The 19,015-nt window shown below is 70.3% G+C and carries 14 protein-coding genes; 10 read left to right on the forward strand and 4 right to left on the reverse strand.

Annotation, left to right across the window (positions count from 1 at the left end):
• Positions 1-237 precede the first annotated feature (237 nt).
• On the forward strand, positions 238-1,020 hold the full coding sequence (locus AB0M30_RS13335; RefSeq protein ID WP_364583649.1) for a hypothetical protein: 783 nt from the start codon (positions 238-240) through the stop codon (positions 1,018-1,020).
• An 86-nt stretch (positions 1,021-1,106) separates the two neighbouring features.
• Here AB0M30_RS13335 and AB0M30_RS13340 read toward each other — a convergent pair whose 3' ends face one another.
• Positions 1,107-3,863, reverse strand: a complete 2,757-nt coding sequence (locus tag AB0M30_RS13340; protein ID WP_364583652.1) for a BTAD domain-containing putative transcriptional regulator — start codon at positions 3,861-3,863, stop codon at positions 1,107-1,109.
• Between the two features lie 191 nt (positions 3,864-4,054).
• Here AB0M30_RS13340 and AB0M30_RS13345 point away from each other — a divergent pair, with 191 nt between their 5' ends.
• Positions 4,055-4,396 (forward strand): hypothetical protein, encoded by a 342-nt coding sequence (locus AB0M30_RS13345; RefSeq protein ID WP_364583654.1) that lies wholly within the window; start codon positions 4,055-4,057, stop codon positions 4,394-4,396.
• A gap of 162 nt (positions 4,397-4,558) precedes the next feature.
• On the forward strand, positions 4,559-5,641 hold the full coding sequence (locus AB0M30_RS13350) for a cytochrome P450 (protein ID WP_364583656.1): 1,083 nt from the start codon (positions 4,559-4,561) through the stop codon (positions 5,639-5,641).
• A gap of 272 nt (positions 5,642-5,913) precedes the next feature.
• On the opposite strand, the gene AB0M30_RS13355 is transcribed toward AB0M30_RS13350, so the two are convergent.
• Positions 5,914-8,586: an RICIN domain-containing protein gene (locus AB0M30_RS13355; RefSeq protein ID WP_364583658.1), complete on the reverse strand. Its 2,673-nt coding sequence runs from the start codon at positions 8,584-8,586 to the stop codon at positions 5,914-5,916.
• Positions 8,587-9,145: 559 nt separating this feature from the next.
• On the opposite strand from AB0M30_RS13355, the gene AB0M30_RS13360 reads away from it, so the two are divergent.
• Together AB0M30_RS13360 and AB0M30_RS13365 are read left to right on the forward strand one after the other, a co-directional pair.
• Complete coding sequence (locus AB0M30_RS13360; RefSeq protein ID WP_364583661.1) at positions 9,146-12,022, forward strand: glycoside hydrolase N-terminal domain-containing protein; 2,877 nt, start codon at positions 9,146-9,148, stop codon at positions 12,020-12,022.
• Positions 12,023-12,243: 221 nt separating this feature from the next.
• Complete coding sequence (locus AB0M30_RS13365; protein ID WP_364583664.1) at positions 12,244-12,681, forward strand: MarR family winged helix-turn-helix transcriptional regulator; 438 nt, start codon at positions 12,244-12,246, stop codon at positions 12,679-12,681.
• A 21-nt stretch (positions 12,682-12,702) separates the two neighbouring features.
• Here AB0M30_RS13365 and AB0M30_RS13370 read toward each other — a convergent pair whose 3' ends face one another.
• Positions 12,703-13,893: an amidohydrolase family protein gene (locus AB0M30_RS13370; protein WP_364583667.1), complete on the reverse strand. Its 1,191-nt coding sequence runs from the start codon at positions 13,891-13,893 to the stop codon at positions 12,703-12,705.
• Between the two features lie 234 nt (positions 13,894-14,127).
• Here AB0M30_RS13370 and AB0M30_RS13375 point away from each other — a divergent pair, with 234 nt between their 5' ends.
• The 4 genes from AB0M30_RS13375 to AB0M30_RS13390 all read left to right on the forward strand — a co-directional run bounded on the left by AB0M30_RS13375 (position 14,128) and on the right by AB0M30_RS13390 (position 17,285).
• Complete coding sequence (locus AB0M30_RS13375; protein ID WP_364583670.1) at positions 14,128-15,291, forward strand: epoxide hydrolase; 1,164 nt, start codon at positions 14,128-14,130, stop codon at positions 15,289-15,291.
• Between the two features lie 69 nt (positions 15,292-15,360).
• Complete coding sequence (locus AB0M30_RS13380; RefSeq protein WP_364583673.1) at positions 15,361-15,723, forward strand: zinc-binding dehydrogenase; 363 nt, start codon at positions 15,361-15,363, stop codon at positions 15,721-15,723.
• Positions 15,724-15,774: 51 nt separating this feature from the next.
• The gene (locus AB0M30_RS13385; protein WP_364583674.1) at positions 15,775-16,332 is read left to right on the forward strand and encodes a cupin domain-containing protein; all 558 of its coding nucleotides are present in this window, start codon (positions 15,775-15,777) and stop codon (positions 16,330-16,332) included.
• Complete coding sequence (locus AB0M30_RS13390; RefSeq protein WP_364583677.1) at positions 16,329-17,285, forward strand: alpha/beta hydrolase; 957 nt, start codon at positions 16,329-16,331, stop codon at positions 17,283-17,285. The genes AB0M30_RS13385 and AB0M30_RS13390 overlap by 4 nt, the downstream gene beginning before the upstream one ends.
• A 197-nt stretch (positions 17,286-17,482) precedes the next feature.
• On the opposite strand, the gene AB0M30_RS13395 is transcribed toward AB0M30_RS13390, so the two are convergent.
• Positions 17,483-17,956: an SRPBCC domain-containing protein gene (locus AB0M30_RS13395; RefSeq protein WP_364583977.1), complete on the reverse strand. Its 474-nt coding sequence runs from the start codon at positions 17,954-17,956 to the stop codon at positions 17,483-17,485.
• 182 nt (positions 17,957-18,138) lie between these two features.
• On the opposite strand from AB0M30_RS13395, the gene AB0M30_RS13400 reads away from it, so the two are divergent.
• Positions 18,139-18,855, forward strand: coding sequence for a TetR family transcriptional regulator (locus tag AB0M30_RS13400; RefSeq protein WP_364583680.1), 717 nt, complete (start codon positions 18,139-18,141; stop codon positions 18,853-18,855).
• Positions 18,856-19,015 lie beyond the last annotated feature (160 nt).

Consider the following 19,015-nt stretch of genomic DNA (forward strand, 5'->3'; position numbering starts at 1 on the left):
CTGCGCTGAGCGCCGGGTTGGCCCGTGCTCAGAGAAACGACCCTGCCGGGCCTGCGTTCGGACCCGGCAGGGTCTGGGCCTGCGTATTACTCGACGCCGAAGCATGCACCGCCATGACCGCCGGACACGGCCGACGCCGACCGCCTGCTGGTGCCGCTGAACGAGACGTACGCTGTCTGCCAGATCAAGCCCAACGGCAACGCCGTCTTCGAGACCATCCTGGAAAAGCGAGGATAAGTGACCGCAGAGCAGGACGAGCCGGCGGTAGCCGCGTTCTGGCGTTTCGAGTCCGATGAGGAACGCCGCATCGTGCGCGATGTCCTGTACCGCCGGTTCCCTCGCCTGACAAGCCTTCTCGCCAACGCCTTCGAGGCCGTGCTCGCCGTCGACATCGCACGCCCGGGAAACCCCGACGGCGACAACGACGCCATCGCGGAAACCCTCGCTCTCCTCGCCGGCGTCAACGGGAACCTCGACCGAATCTCCACCGCACAACTGCACGACATCGTCGGCGAAGGCATTGCACGAAGTTTTGGCCACGTGCCCGACCCTGGTCTCACCCAGCAAGCAATCCGGCTGCTCAGCACTGAATCGGCGAGCGTCGACTGGGAGGCCCTCACCTGGGAGGCAACTGATTCCGACGGAGGCGCGCGCCCGGAAGACACACGACCGCTCAGCCCGCCCTTTTGGGCACTGCTCAATACCCCGGAACAACACCTGGCGGCAAATGCGGTGGTGAACCGGGAGTTCGCGCCGACAGCGTCGATCTTGCTCGAGTGCCTGGAGCAGGCCGACCCGATGGATATCGTGTACCCGGACCAGACCCCGGAATACCCTGATGTCGTGCGCGAGACGGTCGTACTGCTATCGGACGTTCACGCCGATCTCGGCCGCGTATCCCCAGAACGGCTCGAGCGCGTCGTCGTCGAAGCGCTCGCTCGATGCTTCGGCGAACCACCCGAGGAAGGTCGAGTCCCCCACGCGGTCAGCCTCCTCACCGGGCATGCGATTCGCCGTTGACCCGAAGGAGGTTCACGACGGCTGCCCGGGCGTCAACGGCCGGCCGCAGGCCGGCTGATGACCGCCGCCGGGAGCGCGAGCGGCCCTCACCCCGGCAGCTGGGCAAGCCCCCGCTCGAGCCGGGCGGCTTCGTCGGTTCGCCGCTGCGCTCGGTACAGGTCCGCGGCTTCCCCCCACGCCGCACGAGCCTGCCGGTGGTTCCCGGCGGTCGCATACGAACGACCGAGGTCCTCGAGGGTGTTCGCCGTCTGGTAGAGGTCGCCCAGTTCGCGACGAACGGCGATGGCTTGCCGGTAGAAGCCGGCAGCGAGTTCGGGGTGGCCGTCGCGGTCTTCGAGGTAGCCGAGGCTGTCGAAGATGTGCGCTTCGCCGTCGCGGTCGTCGAGGCTGCGGCACAGAGCAAGAGCGGTTTCGCAGTACTTGCGGGCCTCGGCGTACCGACCCAGCCGGGCTGCGCTCCAGCCGAGGTTGCTCACGGTCTGGGCTTCTCGCACCGGGTTGCCCGCGGCCCGGAACAGCTCGTAGGCCCGGCGGGTCTGCTCGAACGCGCGTTGATGGTCGGCCCGCCGGTCCGACAGGGCGCCGAGGTGGCCGTGGACATAGGCTTGCGCGACGAGGTCGCCCTCGCGCTCGGCCAGGGTGAGTGCTTGCCGGAAATGCTGTTCGGCGTCCTGGTCGTGGTTCAGCTCGCCGAGCACCCGGCCCAGCATGCGCAGGGCGAGGATCCTGGTCGCCGGCTCGCCGAGGCGCCCGGCGCCGATGAGTGCGGCCCGCCACACGTCCACTTCGTCGTGCAGGAGCCCGCGCCGGTGGTGCACGGTGTTCAGCACCCAGGCCAGCTGCCACACGTACCGATCGTCGCCGAGTGCGGCGGCGGCCCGCTGCGCGGCCAGCAAGTTGACGTGTTCGTCGATCAGCCAGGTGAGCGCCGCCGCGCTGTCCGGCAGCTCCAGGGGTGCGCACGCCGGGGAGGGCCCGGCCAGGCCGATCGGGTCGCGTTCCGGAGCGAGGAGCCGGTCCGCCGCGTAGGCGGTGTGGAGGTAGAAATCGAGAATCCGGCGCAACGCGGCGTTCCGCTCGGCGCCGTCGAACTCCTGCCCGGCCGCGTAGTCACGGATCAGCTCGTGCATCCAGTACCGGCCGGCGGCGCCCTCGGCGAGCAGTGACGCGTTTTCGAGGTCGCGTAGCGCTGTCCGGGTCGCACCGGCCGGACGGCCGGCGAGGCACGCCGCCGCCGGCAGCCGGATGCAGGGGCCTGGCGCGATGCCGAGAAGGACGAACATCCTGGTCGATTCGGGGCGCAGAGCGCGTTGGGACCAGGACAGCACAGCTGGGAGGCTCGCGGCCGGGTCGTCGTCGTCGAGCGCGCTGAGCCCGGCCTCGCGCAACTCGGTGGCGAGGTCGGCGAGGCCCAGGCGCGGCCGCAGGTGGGCGTGCCCGGCGACGATGCCCAGCGCGAGCGGGAAGCCGCCGCAGAAGCCGAGCAGCTCGTCGACGGCGGCTGGTTCCGCGTCGACGCGGGCAGCGCCGAGCCTGCCGGTCAGCACGGCGCGGGCTTCCGCGGCGGAGAGTACGTCGAGCAGGACGGGCCGGGCGGCGTGCCCGGTGAGCAGGCCCGGCATCCGGTTGCGGCTGGTCACGATGACGGTGCAGGTGCCGCTGCCCGGCAGCAGCGGGGTGACCTGGGCGGTGTCGGCGGCGTTGTCGAGGACGACGAGCATCCGCTTGCCCGCGATGAGGCTGCGGAACAAGGCGGCCTGGGCGTGCAGGTCGAGCGGGACGCGGTCGGGTTCGACGCCCAGGGCGTCGAGGAATCCGCGCAGCGCGATCATGGGGTTCATGGGCGGTCCGGCGGGGCTGAAACCCTGCAGGTCGACGAACAGCTGCCCCTCGGGGAACTTTTCGATGTACCGGTGGGCCCAGTGCAGCGCCAGCCAGGTCTTGCCGATCCCGCCGGCACCGGCGATCGCGGAGAGGACCACGGTGGTCCGGCCGACGGCGTCCCGCAGGGCGGTGCCGAGCTGGTCCAGTTCGTCGCGGCGGCCCACGAACGGCACTGGCGCGGCCGGCAGTTGCCGGGACACCGGCGGTGGTGCGGGCACCGGTGTGCCGGCGAGGGTGGGATCGGAACCGAGGAGCCGCCGGTGCAGGTCCCGCAGCGCCGGACCGGGATCGGTGCCCAGTTCCGCCACCAGCCGTTCCCGGAGCTGCTGGTAGTACGCCAATGCCTCGGCCGGCCGGCCCGCCTGGTGCAGCGCCAGCATGTACTGCCCGGCGGTCCGTTCGTCCAGCGGTTGCGCGGAGACGCGCTCGCCCAGCCTGGGCAGCAGCTCCGAGCCTTCGCCGAGGCGGAGCCGGAAGTCGGTGAGGGTGTGCTCGGCCGCCAGCCGCTCGTGGTGCAGGCGGTCGCGTTCGGCCTGCGCCCATTCGCTGTCCAAGCCGGTCAGCGCTTCGCCGCGCCACAGTGCGAGTGCCTCGGTCAGCAGTCGTTCGGCGTGCCGGTCGTCGGTTTCGCCGCGGGCACGGGCGCACAACTCGCGGAACCGGACGAGGTCGGTATGCCCGCCGACCAGCACGTAGCCACCCGAGCGCCGGACGATGTCGGCGCCGTCGTCCCCGGCGAGAGCCCGGCGCAGGCGCGTGAGGTAGCTGTGCAGGCTTGCCCGCCGCCGTCCCGCCACCTCCGGTGTCCACACCCGGCCGGCCAGCTGTTCCAGCGTCACGACCCGCGCCGCGTCGACCGCCAGAGCCGCCAGCACGCACCGCTGTCTGGCCGGCCCCAGGTCCACCTGTCGTCGGCCGGCCTGCGCGGTCACTTCGCCGAGCAACTTGATCGCCACCATTTCGTCCCCCTCGCCCCTGTCCGTCCATTTTCCGGCCCGTGACGGCGGTTGGCCAGCACCCGAACCGGCATTCCCGCGTTCACCTGGGCATTCACGACCGGTTCAAGAATCGGGCAAGACGCCGGGCGCAGGATCGGTTCCGTTCCTGAACGAAAACCGCAGGCGACTCGACAAACAACGGGGGATCCAAGATGACTCTGCTCAGAAAACTCACCACGGCCGCACTGGGGGCGGCAGCACTGGTGGCCGCCACGGCCGCTCCGGCTTCCGCCGCCGTCGCCAAGCCGGCGTCCGCGCAGGACTGCTCGTTCGAGGTGGTCAGCGACGACGGGACGTTCTGCTTCCCGCAGTCCGGCGTCCGGTCGATCCACGTCGAGCACGTGTACGCCGTTTGCGCCTTCATCGACACGACGTACGTGTGGGAACGCAACCCCGGGGAGGCGTACCGGTACAAGTTCCAGCGACGTACCGACCCGTGTGACTCGTACGGAAGCGTGCCCGGCAACACGACCGTTGTCATGTACTGGAACTAGCGTCACTGTGCCGGCCGCGATCGGCTCGGCCATGGCGCGTGACAGGCGGGAACGTCCGGACGCGCACGGAAAGGTCGTTCGATGAGGATCAGGGAGAGGCGCCGCTTCCGGCGGGATCCCCTAGCGTACCTAGGGGACCTCCGCGGGCGCGGCGCGGCAGAGGTGATCCAGTTGCCGTGGGGCGGATGGTGCGTCAGTGACGCGGATCTGGCCCAGGCGTTGCTGCGCAGCCCGGAATTCAACGCTGGCCGGTCAGGCTTCTTCGCAGATCTGCTGCCGACGCGGACCGCGCAGGTCGAGGTGGGTCACGCGGTGCGGAACTTCCTGCGGAAACGGCTACCGCAGTACCGCGCCGCGCTGGCGCCGGCGGTGGCCGAGTTGCCGGTGGCCACGCGGTGGCCTGCCGCCGGTACCGGGCTCGTCTACCAGTGCCTGGCCGACCTGCTGCTGCACCCCGGCACCCCCGCCGCGGCACGGCGATGGATGACTCAGGCCGTGCACGGCGGCGTGGTGTTCCGCGCCCCGCACGCATGGCAGCGGGCGCGCGCCGAGCTGCTGCGGGCCAGGCTGGTGGCGGCAGTGACCGAGCAGGCCCGGCAACGCCGGCAACACGGCGTCGGCGAGGCGCGTGATGTGCTGGACGCCGTGCTCGGCGCCTGCCCGGACGAGGTGACCGACCGGACCGTGGCCGAGGTGCACCTGACGATGTTCCGATCCATCGTCGCGCCCGTAGGTGCCACCCTGGCGTGGTCGGTGCTGCTGGCCTGCCTGCACCACTTGGACGACTCACCGTGGCCGTGGCCCGCCGATCAGATCGTGCGGGAGGCGCTGCGGCACCGCCCGATGGTGTGGATGCTCGGCCGCACCCTGACCCGCTCCGCCGAACTCGGCGGCACCGCCTTCGACGACGGGGACCTCTTGTCGGTCAGCCCGTACCTGCTGCACCACGACAAGCAGCACTGGACCGATCCCGCGGTGTTCCGGCCCGGACGCTGGGCGGAACCGGACGAGTGTGGCCCCTACGTTCCGTTCGGGGCGGGCCCGTTCGCCTGCCCCGGTGCTTCGGTGGCGCGGACGTTGATCGCCGAGGCGCTGATCGCCCTGGCCGACGACGCCCGCCTCACCGTCACCGGAGGCGACACCCGGGCAATCAGGATCGAAGGCAACGTTCCCCGTCCCTTCGTCCTCCACCGCGCCACCGGGCAGCAAGCCACCACGACATCGGAAGGAGGTGAACAACCATGACCGCGATGCTGCGACGCATTTTCGACACCAAGCCGGCCCGCGAATGGCTCTGGCCGTAACACCCGGCACCCGGCCCGCGGGCGTGGACGTCCAGCTCGGCCGTCCACATCCGCGGGCCGGGGTCACACCGGAATGACGTTGTGCCTCACCGCATTGTCGGCGAGCTGTCGCCGGCCGATGCCGCACACGCCCGCGGCCAGAACGACGCCGCACCACGTCCTCCTCAGCCGCACTCGGCCGCCGCGGCCGGTTGGACGGGGTGTGGCGTTCGCTCACGCCGGTGTCAGCTGCCATTGCTGGTTGGGTCCGTTGTTGGCCGTCCACTGGACGACCTGCGCACCATCGGTGGTCGCTTGGCCGTACACGTCGGCGACCAGGCCGCTGTCGTGGCCGGTGATGGTGTAGTAGCCGTCGCCGGTGGGACGCAGGTACCACTGCTGGTTGGTGCCGCCGTTGGCGGCCCACTGCTGCAGCTGCAGGCCGGGGGTGGTGGCGGAGCCGTTGACGTCGAGGGCTTTGCCGCTGGCGGTGTAACGCAGGGTGTAGGCGCCACTTTGGACGGTGCTGAGGGTCCAGGTCGCGGTCCCGGTCTGCTGGATCGCCTTGGCGCCGTCGGCCGTCGAGTTGCCGGCGATGGCCAGCGGCTTGCCGCTGTTGCGGTTGACGATGCGGTAGGTGCCCGGCGCCGGGCCGGTGCTCGAGCCGCCCAGCGTGAAGTACTCGACCGCGTCGCCGAACACGGCCGTGCCGGCCTTGGTGGTCGACAGGACGAGGTACACCCGCGAGCCCGCGGCCGGGGTGGTGAACGACACGGGCTGGGCCACCCGCGAGCCCAGCGGAACCGAAAGGGTCGCGCCGCCGGACGCGATCACCGCGCCGGTCGGGCTGTCGAGCCGGGCGCTCCAGGCGAAGTCCACGGCGGTACCGGCGAGGTCGTCGTTGAACACGGTGACCGTGCGGGTCACCGTGGCGTTGGCGGCGTAGCTCGGCACGGCCTGCGGCAGCGGGAAGGTGTCATTGGCGTCCGAGACACCGGACGCCGACCAGTACGGCAGGTCGAGCGCGGCGACCGGGTCGAACGCGGCCTGGACCCGCTGGAACTGCGGGTTGCTCCACGGATCGGTCAGGTTGTCCGCGCCGTAGATCGGATGGCCGCCCTCCTCGGGCGTGAAGTCCGTGGATCGCACGCCCGGGATGACACCCGCCCAAGCGGACAGCAGCGTGTAGGGCCGTAGGTCGTTGGCGCCCTTGCCGCGTTTGGCGGCCGTCGCCGTGGCGAACCACTCGAAGCCCTGCTTGGTGTTGCACTTCGGCCAGATGTACTCCCCCTCGCCGTCGGGCCGGCCGGTGACGGACGGCACCCGCTCGCCGTACTGGCCGGTGCCGTCGAGGTAGTGCGCGAAGATCGCGAAGTTGGGTTGGTTCATGTTCGGGTACCGGCTGGGCGAGTCGGCGCCGGGCGCGGCGTCCACGCTGATCGGGCGGGTGCCGTCAGTGCCGTTCACCGCCGCGTAGAGGTCCTGTTCGAACTGCTCCGAATCGTTGCTGAAGCTGGGTTCGTTCGCCTGGCTCCAGCGGACGACCGCCGGGTGGTTGCGATCCCGCAGGGTCAACGCCCGGACGTGGTCGACCATGTTGTCGTGCCCGCCGGCGAAGTCCTCCGCACCGCCGCGGACCCCGCTCTCGTCGATGACCATCAGGCCCATTTCGTCGGCCACGTCCAGCATGTACGGGCTGGCCGGTTCCTGGTGGACCCGCACGACGTTGAAGTTCAGCCGCTGGTAGTTGTCGACCGCTTGGGGCCAGCCGGGATTTCCCGGTGACGGCGGGAGGAATCCGGGCAGCGTGTCGTAGGCGTCGCCCTTCCCGCCGCTGTTGATCCGGTCGTAGTCGGCGCCCTGGAGGTTGTCGCCGCGGTAGTTCACGCGCACGCCGTTGAGCTCGAAGTACTCGCCGTTCTGCGTGCTTTCGCGGAACCCGAACCGGTACGCGGCGTCGCTGGTGCGCCCGTCGTCGGTGGCCGCGTGCACCGAAAGCCGGTGCAGCTGGGCCCGGTACCCCGGGCGGTAGGGCACGTTCGGCCACCAGTACGAGGTCGTGCCGAGGTTCCACGCGATCGGGCCGACGATCGCCTTGGCCGTCGAGTGGGCCGGCACGCTGATCGTCCGGCTCGGCAAGGCCGGATAGGCGAACGAGCCGCTCCCGTCCGAGGCGAGCGTCCCGGTGAGGGTCACCGACCGGGCGACGGCGGAGGTGTTCGTCACGGAGACGTCGTAGGTGAGGGACTGGTTCGCGACGGACGTGCGGACGAACGTGTCGCTGACGTACACCGCCGGGTACGTCCGCAGGAACGCCGAGCGGAAGATGCCCTGCGGCACGGCCTCCGACCAGTCGGCGGCCACCGGGACCAGGTACTTGCCCGCGCTGTTTCGCAACGCGCCGCGGCCCTTCACCGCCACGCTGATCGTGTGCGTGGTGCCGGGGGCGGCGAACGCGGTGATGTCGAAGTTCGACGGGGTGAAGGCCGTGGTCCGGGTGGCGACCACCCGCCCGTCCACCGACAGCGTCGCCTGGTGGTTCACCGCACCGAACTCGATCCACACCGACTGCGGCTGACCCGAGTCCGGCACCGTCACGCTCCGCGAGTACACCGCCTCGTTCACGTCGGTGAAACCCTGCTTGTACCAGCCACCACCGGGTACGGTGATCGACGTCGTCGTTCGGCCTGCCGGGGTGAAACTCCACGTCCCGGCCAGATCGACCGCCCCGATCGCGCCGTCGCCCGCGGTGAAACCGTCCACCCGCGACATCGACGTGACAGGAACCGGCTCCGCGGTGCGCGGACCCGCCGCCGCGGCTGGACCCGTTCCCGCGACCGCGATGAGAAGCGCCGCGAGCACCGGCGTGAAGCCCCGGCGGCGCGGCGGCCGGAGGTGTCGTCGCATGACACGAGCCCTTTCGTCGGAGTCGGGGTCGCCATCACGAACCGAGCGGAGTTCGCAGCACCGGGGAAAGGCACCCTGTCGGCGTAAGCAGGGATCAATGACAGCACCCCGTCGTGCGCGACGTCAAGAAACAAGGTTCGTTTCACGGCGCATTCTTGCGCTCGATGTGGCATCGACCATCCGGGCGCGAGCGGGCTTTTGAAAATTTCACCGGGAGCGCCCGGAATTGAAAATTTCACCGGTCCCGGACCGGCCGTCCATTGCGCGTGGCTCGGGACGAGACCCGTCGAACAAAAAGGCGAGCGCCGGCCCCGCGTGGTTGACCGGTAATCCGATAACCGAGCGACCGCACGGTATTGAGACACCCGACGCCTCGTGTTAGCGTTCACATCCTGCCACGGTCCGGCTCACCGTCAATGCTGATGGGGGTTCCGTTGTCGCACTCGCCGTATCCCCGCTGTCACGTCTCCGCGGAACGTCGCTCTCTCACGGCCGAGCCGCGAGGTCTGCTCAGGCGGCTGTCCACGCCGCTGACCGGCTCGGCGAAGGAGCTTCCGTGATGGACCTGCCCATCGACCGCCGGCGCTTCCTCACCGCCGCCGCGCTGACCGCCGGAGCCGCCGCCCTGCCCGGCGGGCTGCGCACCACTGCGGCAGCGGCGGCCGTACCATCGCGGATCACCCTGCCCGAACGCGGGATCTACGACACCGGCCCGGCCACGGCCTGGACGGACGGCTTCCTGACCGGCAACGGTGAGTACGGTGCCACGTTGTACGGCGCGCCGGCGCTGGAGAAGGTGATCTTCAACTACCACCGCCTCGTCCTGCCCAACGGCAGCCGATCGGTGACCCCGCCGGTGATTTCGGGACGCCTGCAGGGTGTCCGGGACAAGGCGCTGGCCGGTGACTACGCCGGGGCGAACCGGGACTTCGCGGCCGGCTGGTCACTGCGCTGGACCCAGACCTACCACCCGGCGTACGAACTCCGGATCGCCACGCCGGACATGACCACGGCCAACGCCTATAGCCGGCTGACGGACTTCCGCACCGGTGAGGTCACCACCGGCTGGACCGACGGCAACGGCACGTGGACCCGCCGGGCGTTCGTCTCCCGCGCCGACCGGGTGATCGTCCACGAACTGACCCCGGCACCCGGCCGGACGATCGACGCGACCCTGAGTGTGAACACCGCGTTGGACGGCGTGCCCGGCAGCGTGGGCTTCGCCACCCGGGCCACCGTCGGCACCGGTTCCGGCTACCTGAACCTGCGCGGCACCTATCCCGCCGGACAGGGCGCGTTCGGCTACGAAGGCGTCACGCGCGTCGTTCCGGCCGGAGGCACCGTTTCCGCCGGCGGGGCCACCATCGTCGTGTCCGGAGCGACGCGGCTGCTGCTGCTCACCAAGCTCGACCGGTACGAGACGCCGAACGCGTGGGATTCCCAGCCGCTGCACGCGGCGCTGGCCGCGATCGACACCGACTACCCCGCGCTGCTGGCCCGGCACACCGCGATCCACACCGCCTGGTACGACCGCTCCCGGCTGGACCTCGACGTCTCGGCCACCGACCGGGCACTGCCGGTCGGCCAGCTGATCACCCGGCAGAACAACAACCAGAGCGTCATCGACATCGCCCTGCTGGAACGGCTCTACGACTCGGGCCGGTACCTCTTCATCAGCTCCAGCGGGATCCTGCCACCACGGCTGACGGGGATCTGGACGGGCACGTGGACCGGTGCCTGGGCCGACGACTTCACCACCGACGCCAACATCAACCTCCAGGTCGCCGGCGGCAACACCCTGGACACCCCCGAGGCCATGCAGGGCTACTTCGCCCTCATCCTCGGCCAGCTCGCCCAGTGGCGCACCAACGCGCGCAACCTCTACGGAGCACGGGGGTTCCTCGCCCCGTCCCGGACCGACGGCGAGTACGGGCACATGCTCCACTTCGACGCCGGCTTCCCCGGCCAGACCTGGACCGGTGGCGCCGACTGGCTGCTCCACCCGCTCGTCGAGTACTGGGAGGTCACCGGCGACCAGGCGTTCCTGCGAAACAAGCTGGGCCCCGCGCTGATGGAACTGGCGCTGTTCTACGAGGACTTCCTGACCCGCACCGACTCCAGCGGCAAGGTCGTGTTCGTCCCGGCGTTCTCGATGGAAAACGCGCCGAGCAACACCGGTGTGCTGCTGTCCGTCAACGCCACCGGCGACATCATGGCCGGCAAGCACGCCCTCCAAGCCGCCATCGCCGCGGCCAACGCGCTCGGCGTGGAGCAGGGCAGCGGCCAGGGCGTCCAGCGCTGGACGGCGTTGCTCGGGAAACTGCCCGCGTACCGGATCAACGGGGACAACGCCCTGGCGGAGTGGTCGTGGCCGAGCCTCAACGACAACTACAACCACCGGCACGTCCACCACCTGTACGGCGCCTGGCCGCTGCACGAGATCAACCCCGAGACCCGGCCCGACCTGATCGCCCCCGCCCTGCGGGCACTGGAACTGCGCGGCGACGAGAACCTCTCCGCCCACGGGAGCCTGCACCGGGCGCTGGCCGCCGCCCGGCTGAAGGACGGCGGCAAGGTCTACGCCAACCTCCGCAAGATCATCGGCAACACCATGATCTTCCGGTCGCTGATGACCTCGCACAACCCGAAACTGCAGACCTACAACGCCGACGCCGCCCACGCGATACCCGGGGTGCTGGCCGAGGCGTTGCTCTACTCCCGGCCGGGCGTGCTGGAGATCCTCCCGGCCCTGCCTGGGCAGCTGACCAAGGGCTCGATCACCGGCGTCCGGGCGCGTGGCCGGATCCGGATCCACAGCCTCAGCTGGGACTTGTCCGCCCGCACGGCCACACTGTCGGTGACCTCGGCGATCGGCCAGGACGTCACGCTGATCAGCCGCCGGGGCATGACGACCGTGACCACGTCCGCACCCGTCACCGCGTCACCGTTGGGGTCGTACGCCAGAATCGTGTCCCTGACCGCAGACCAGCGCATCGATATCACCGTCGCGCTGCAGAGCGGGTACGTGCGGCTGGTCAACCGGCGCAGCGGCAAAGTCCTCGACGTCACCGGCAGCGGAACGGCCGACGGCGTCAAGGTCGTCCAGTGGACCTGGTCCGGCGGTGCCGGCCAGCAGTGGCAGCTGCTGTCCAATCCGGACGGTTCGGTCCGCCTGGTCAACCGCAACAGCGGCCGGCTGCTCGACAGCCCGGCCGGGGGCGGCCAGGGCACTCAGCTGGACCAGTCCCAGGACACCGGCAGCGACAACCAGTGGTGGAAGCTCGCCACCACCGGCGACGGCTACTACCAGCTGGTCAACACCCGCACCGGCCTCTGCGCAGACGTCGAAGGCGGCTCGGCGAACGACGGCGCCCGCGTGATCGCCTGGCCCGCCAACACCGGCACCAACCAGCAATGGCAGATCGTCGACGGATAGCCCCGTCGCCCTGGTCCTTCACCGCAATAGCGGCAAGGTTCGGGCGAGACCCGCGGCCTGTGGCGCAACAAGGGCAAGGCCCCGCAGCCCCTGGTAGGAGTCGGATGGCGGCTCAGGGCTTCCGCCGCGGTCCGGTCCCCGTCCCCTGTCCCACCGGAACCGCCAGACCGATCGAGCGAGCGTCTCCGAGCCGCGTATACGTGTTGTTATATACTGCCCGGGTGTCGGCTGCTCAGGACGTGCCCAGCGGGGTCGATGTCGCGATGCTGCTGCGGCGGGCGCAGCTGCGCAAGCAGCTGGCCTGCGAAGCCGCGCTCGCTGAGGTCGGGGTGACGTTGCCGCAGTGGGGCATGCTGTACGCCGTCGCAGCCGAGCCTGATTCCTCGACCCACGCGCTGGCCCTGTTCATCGGGCAGTCCGATCAGTCCGCGGGCGCGGTGGTCGCCCGTCTGGAACAGCGCGGGTTGCTCGAACGCCGGCCCGGCGCCGGCAAGGCGATTCTGCATCGGCTCACGCCGGACGGCGAGAAGCTCGTGCGACGCTGCAACACCCTGGTAGAGGACGTGATGACCCCGCTGCTCGCCGGCCTGCCCGATCGGAGTCTCCGGGCACTGCGGACCTCGTTGCAATCGATCGCGGAGGCCGCCCTCCCGACGTGACCAGGCCGGACGCCTGGGATCTCAGCGGGCTGCCCGGACACCGCTCCGCCACACGTCCCTGATCGACAGGGTGTCGGCGATCCTGGTGGTGGGGTCGCCGTCGACCAGCAGCAGATCCGCGCGGGCGCCCGGGGTGATCCGGCCGCGGTCGTGCAGGCCGAACGTCGTCGCGGGCACGCTGGTGGCGGCCCGCAGCGCCTCGGCCGGAGTGAGACCGGCCCGGACGAGCAGCCGCAGTTCGCCGTGCAGGCTCGCACCGTGGGCCATGCCGGGCGCACCGAAATGGTGGTTGGCGTCCGAGCCGGCCAGGATCGGCACGCCGGCCGCGTGCATCGCCTTCACGGCGGCCAGGGCGGCGTCGAAGTCGCCGGCCGGGAACGTGGCGAATTCACGGCTGAGGTTGTCCAGCCAGGACTGTGGCAGGCGACCAGTGACCCGGGCATCGCCCGCCAGGTCGGCGCCGACGTGCTGGTTGGTGAGTGAGGCCAGCAGGTTCAGTGTCGGGGTCAGGAACGCCCCTCCCGCACGGAACGCCTCGATCAGCTCGGGCGGGCACGGACCGTCGATGAACAGGTGCGCGAACCCGTCGACACCGGCGGCCAGCGCCTGCCGGGTCGCCTCGATGGTCAGCGCGTGGGCGATCACCATGCGGCCGCGGTCGTGTGCGGCGGCCACCGCCGCCTTGACGATGCGCTCCTCGACGACGGGGACGTTCTTGCCGAGGGTCTTGCCGCTCTCGATGAGCACCTTGATGTAGTCGGCGCCTTCCGCGATCCGCTCGTCGACGAAGCGGGCGGCGTCCTCGGGCCGGGTGACCGTCGGCAGCTCCGGGTCGTTCAGGCCGCCGTGCAGCTGGGTCGGGTGCCCGCCAGGTGCCGTCAGGCCCATCGAGGACGAACGGACATCCGCGATGTCGGTCCGTTCGGCGGCGGCGCGACGAACCCCCGCCATCTTCTGCGGGAACGAGAACAGGTCGAACTCGGTGGTCACGCCGAATCGCAGGGCATGGCCGAGCGTGTCCAGGTCGGCGTGGGTGTGCGCGTCGATCAGGCCGGGCAGCAGGGTGGCACCGCTGCCGTCGACCCGCTCGGCCGCCGCGGGCACCGGCGCGCCGACCCCGACGATCCGCGACCCCGCCACTTCCACGGTCCGCACGCCGATCAGCTGCTCGCCGTCGAACACCCGGGCGCCCTCGATGACATATCGCGTCACGACTCCTCCTATGCATGTCCCGGTATATACTGACCCGTACATGATGCCGTAGGGTGTCGAGGTGACACGGCAAGATTTCGTTCCGGGCAAAGGAAGGCGTGCTGCTGCCCAATGCGGGAAATGCATCGTCGATGCGCACCACCACCAGCCCCCAGGGCGCCGAACAGTCCGAGGTGGACGCCCGCCGGGCGTGAGTCCTGCGTGGTGCCGCACGACAGAGGTAGCGAGGTAGTCATGCCGGAATCCGCGTTTCTTCCCGAGCCGTTCACCGTCCAGGCCTCCCCCGAGGCGCTCGCGGACCTGCGCACCCGGCTGCGGGCCACACGCTGGCCGGACGCACCCGAGGACGCCGGCTGGTCTCTCGGCACGGACCTCGCCTACCTTCGTGATCTGGTGGCCTACTGGGCCGACGGCTTCGACTGGGCAGCCCAGGAAAAGGCCCTGTTCGAGTTCCCGCGCTTCCGTGCCCGGCTCGACGGGGTCGGCATCCACTACGTCCACGCCCGGGCCGTCGACCCGGCCGGTCCGGTGCTGCCGCTTGTGCTCTGTCACGGCTGGCCGGACTCGTTCTGGCGCTACCACAAGGTCATTCCACTGCTGACCGACCCCGGCGCGCACGGCGGCGACCCCGCCGACGCGTTCGACGTGATCGTGCCCGACATGCCCGGCTACGGGTACTCCGACCGCCCGCCCGGCCCGCCGCTCGACACGATCGCCGTCGCGGGCCTGTGGGCCCGGCTGCTGGACGGCCTCGGCTACCGGCGCTTCGGCGCCGCCGGCGGGGACATCGGCGCCGGCGTGAGCAACTACCTCGCGCTGAACCACCCCGAACGGGTCGCAGCCGTCCACCGCATGGACGCGGGGGTGCCGGTCCACTCCGGGGACCCCGCCGACCTGACGCCCGGGGAACGTGCCTGGATGGCGGACATGGCGGCCTGGGGTGCGGCCGAGGGCGCCTACATGGCGATGCACCGCACCAAGCCGCAGACCGCGGCGGTCGGGCTCACCGACTCCCCGGCCGGACTCGCCGCGTGGATCGTCGAGAAGATGCGGACGTGGAGCGACTGCGGCGGCGACATCTCGCGGTCGTTCACGATGGACGAGATCCTCACCAACGTCACGATCTACTGGCTCACCGAGACCATCGGCTCGTCGATGCGGATGTACCACGCGAACGGCAACATCCCGCCCGCACAGCAAGGCCGCCGAGTCGAGACCCCCTCCGGCTTCACGCTGTTCCCCGGCAACATCAGCCGGGCGCCGCGGACGTGGCTGGAGCGCACCACCAACCTCGTCCGGTTCACGCGGGCCCCGCGCGGAGGGCACTTCGCGCCGCTCGAAGAGCCCGAGTTCTACGCGGAGGAACTGCGCGCCTTCTTCCGCCCGTACCGGACCTGATTCCACCTAGGAGACGACACGACTGCTGAACCCACCACCCCGGCAATCCCGGCGGCCACCCGCGCTGCCGTGATCAACGGCTACGGCGGCCCCGAGGCAGCGCGGCACCTACGCCAAGTACGTGAACCTCGACGCGGGCTTGCTCGCCTCGGTGACGGTCGGCCGGAACGACTTCACCGGCGCAGTCCGGGAGCGCTACTCTCATGGTGTCGACGCCGCGATCGACCTGGTCTCGAGCCCGACCGCACCATGTCCCCCGACGTGTACCAGATCTCCCCGGACACCGACCGGCTCGACTCCCTGCTCGCCCAGGCCGCGCAGGGGCTGTTGTCCACCTCCATCGAGTACACCTACCCCCTTGACGAAGCTGCCGACGCGCACCGCCGCCAGGCCGCCGGCGGCCTCACCGGACGCGTCGTCCTCCGCCCGTGATCGCGCGTTGCGACCGACCGGTCGCCGACGCGCTCGACAAAAGGAGATTCCGTGACCGATGAACACCTGCCTTCGCCCGCGCCGATCCCGGCGGACGACCTGTCCCGATCTCTCACCGTGGCCCGTCCCGATCAGGACCTGAGCCTGCCGCACATCGGTCTGGTCGGGGACACCTACACGATCCTCGTCAGCGGCCAGGACACCGCCGGAAAGTACACGCTCATCGACATGCACGTCCCGCTCGGAGGTGGCCCGCCGCCGCACCGGCACGACTTCGAAGAGATGTTCACCGTGCTGGACGGCGAGGTCGAGGTGACCTTCCGCGGCGTGACCATGAAACTGACGGCGGGTGAGACCGTCAACGTGCCCGCGAACGCACCGCACAGCTTCCGCAACCTGGCCGAGGCCCCGGCCCGGCTGCTGTGCCTGTGTGCTCCGGCAGGACAGGACGAGTTCTTCACCCTGGTCGGCCAGGCGGTCGCGACGCGGACCGAGGCACCGCCGCCGCTCGACGACGCGAAGCAGGCGGCCTTCATCGCCAAGGCCGCGGCGTTGGCACCGCAGTTCCGCACCGAACTGATCCCCCCGCCCGGACAGGGAGCGTCATGACACTGCAGATCGACCCCGAGGTAGGGGCGGTACTCGCCGCTCTGGCGACCGAGAACGGACCCATGCCGCCCCCGCCGCCGGTCGGCGACGTCGAGAATCGACGCGTCGCGCTGAACGCGATGCTGGAGCAGGCGAACAATCTCGCTCAACCGATCGCCGGAGACGTCGAGATCACCGAACGGGAGGTCGTTGCCCCAGACGGCACCGTCTTGCGCGCACGGTGGTACCGGCTGCCGTCGAGTGACAACCGCGCGGCAGTGCTGTACCTGCACGGCGGCGGGATGATCCTGGGCAATGTCCCGATCTTCGACGGGCCCGTCTCCCGATACGTCGCGAACACCGAGGTGTCGATGCTGTCGCTCGAATACCGGCTCGCACCCGAGCACCCGCACCCGACGCCGGTGCAGGACGCGTACACCGGGCTGGTGTGGCTGGCCGAGCACGCCGGCGAACTCGGCGTCGACCCGGATCGCCTCGCGGTGATGGGCGACAGCGCTGGGGGTGGCCTCGCCGCGGCCGTCGCCATCGTGGCCCGCGATCGTGGCGGCCCGGCCCTCGCGCACCAGATTCTGATCTATCCGATGCTCGACGACCGCAACACCACGCCGGATCCCCACCTCGCACCGTTCGCCGCCTGGAGCTACGACGACAACACCACCGGCTGGACGGCTCTGCTCGGCGACCGGATCGGCGGACCTCAGGTCGATCCGTCCGCGGCCCCGGCCAGGCTCACCGACGCGACCGGACTCCCGCCGGCCTACATCGAGGTGGGCCAGCTGGACATCTTCCGTGACGAGGACGTCACCTACGCGCTGACGCTCAGCCGCGGAGCGGTACCAGTGGAACTGCACCTGCACCCCGGTGTCCCCCACGAGTACGACGCCATCGCCTTCGCCACGGACGTCGCCCACCGCGCCCAAGCCGATCGCCACCGCGTCCTACAGTCACTCTGAGTACAGACGCTCCGATGTGGTCGACGGAACGACCGCCCACTGGACGGCTGCCTCGAGTTCCAACGCCGACCGAAGCCGATGCTCGCCTGGCTCGCGAAATATCCGGCCGGAATGTCAGCTGCCGAGCGAGACCTTTCCCCTGGTGCCGGCCGGGATCTTCCTGACCGGGCGGCCGACGCCCTCGCCGGTCGGACGCGTCACCGCTCGGGGCGCGCCGCGCTGCCCGGACGCAGATTGCCGTCCTGGTCGAGGTCGTCGAGGACGGCCGGGAGCCCTTCGGTAAGCATCTTGCGGCGCACGCGGCCGAGCAGTTTCGACATGACCATGCCCTCGACGCCCCGAAAGCCGGTGTGCTCCCAGGTCAGCCGCGTGCCGCCGCCGGGAAGGTCCTCGAGCGCGTTCGTCACGACCGTCGGCTCGTCGGTCTCCTTGTTGCGCCAGTCGTAGCGCAGCAGCCGAGGCTCCTCGACGGCGAGGACCTCGCAGCGGACGATGCCGTCCCACCCGGGGAAGGGCTTGCCGATGTACCGGAATCTGGCGCCGACCTCCGTCCTGAACCCCTCCGGCCGGCCGCCCTGGCCGGTCGAGGTCCAGAGCGGCACCAGCGCCGGGTCCGTCAAGGCCCGCCAGACGATCTGCCGCGGCTGGGGGTAGTCGCGCACGATCTTCATGTCACTCACCGGGGTTCTCCTTGGTCGTGCGGCAGTATCTTTATAGCGACTGTAACAACACTCCGGCCGATCGGCAAACACGTCAGTCACCCTGTGCCATCGAGGCGGGCTCGATCAGGACCGCGGGACTGAAAAATTCGCGTCGCTGGAAAATTCGGGACCTGCCGCCTACACTCCCCGCCATGAGGGTGAAGACCGTGGACTGGACCACGCAGTCCGACGCGACCAAGTCCGAGGGGCTGCGTGAGCGCAAGAAACGGCAGTTACGGCAGAAGCTGACCGACACCGCGACGGCGATGTTCCTCGAACGCGGTTTCGAGGCTGTTCGCGTGGCCGAGGTCGCCGCGGCGTGCGACGTGTCCGAGAAGACGGTCTTCAACTACTTCCCCACCAAGGAGTCGCTGGTTCTGGACCACCCCGACGCCCTGATGGATGTGCTGCGCACCGGATTGGCGGATCCGGAGGTCACGCCCGTCGACGCGGCCCTGCGGATCCTGACGGACGAGCTGAAGGCCCTGACGTCCTGGCTGACCGGTCATGACGACCCGGCCGAGGCCGGCGCTCAGCTTGCCCGGTTCAACAACATGATCCAGACCACTCCGGCGCTGCGCGCTCATCAACGGGACACGACCGAGCAACTGGCGGCGGCGGCCGTGACCGTGCTGGCCGACCGGGCGGGGATGCGCGCCGACGATCCCGAACCGCAGATCGCGGCGACGGCGCTGCTCGGGCTGTGGCAGATCCAGTTCGGCAGCCTGAGCCGGCACCTGGACGGAAAGCGCACCCCGCAGCAGGTCAAGCGCGCGGTCACCACAGATGTCCAGCGGGCGGCCCGGTTGCTCGAAGCCGGCCTGTCGACGTTCGCCACCGGTCCGAAACAGGCTCGGAAGCGCCGGTGACGGGCGCTTCCGGCCAGACGATGGCCCGGCGCGAGCCGGGAACGACCCAGCCACCGGTCGCCGCACCACAACCATCACGCTGACAGCCTTTCCCGAGAAGGAAAGTTCCTCGGGCAACGCCGCGACGACCGACCGGGAATTGTCCGATCGACAGCCTAGC

Origin of the sequence: Amycolatopsis sp. NPDC051716, assembly GCF_040681595.1 — a bacterium.
Lineage (GTDB): Bacteria > Actinomycetota > Actinomycetes > Mycobacteriales > Pseudonocardiaceae > Amycolatopsis.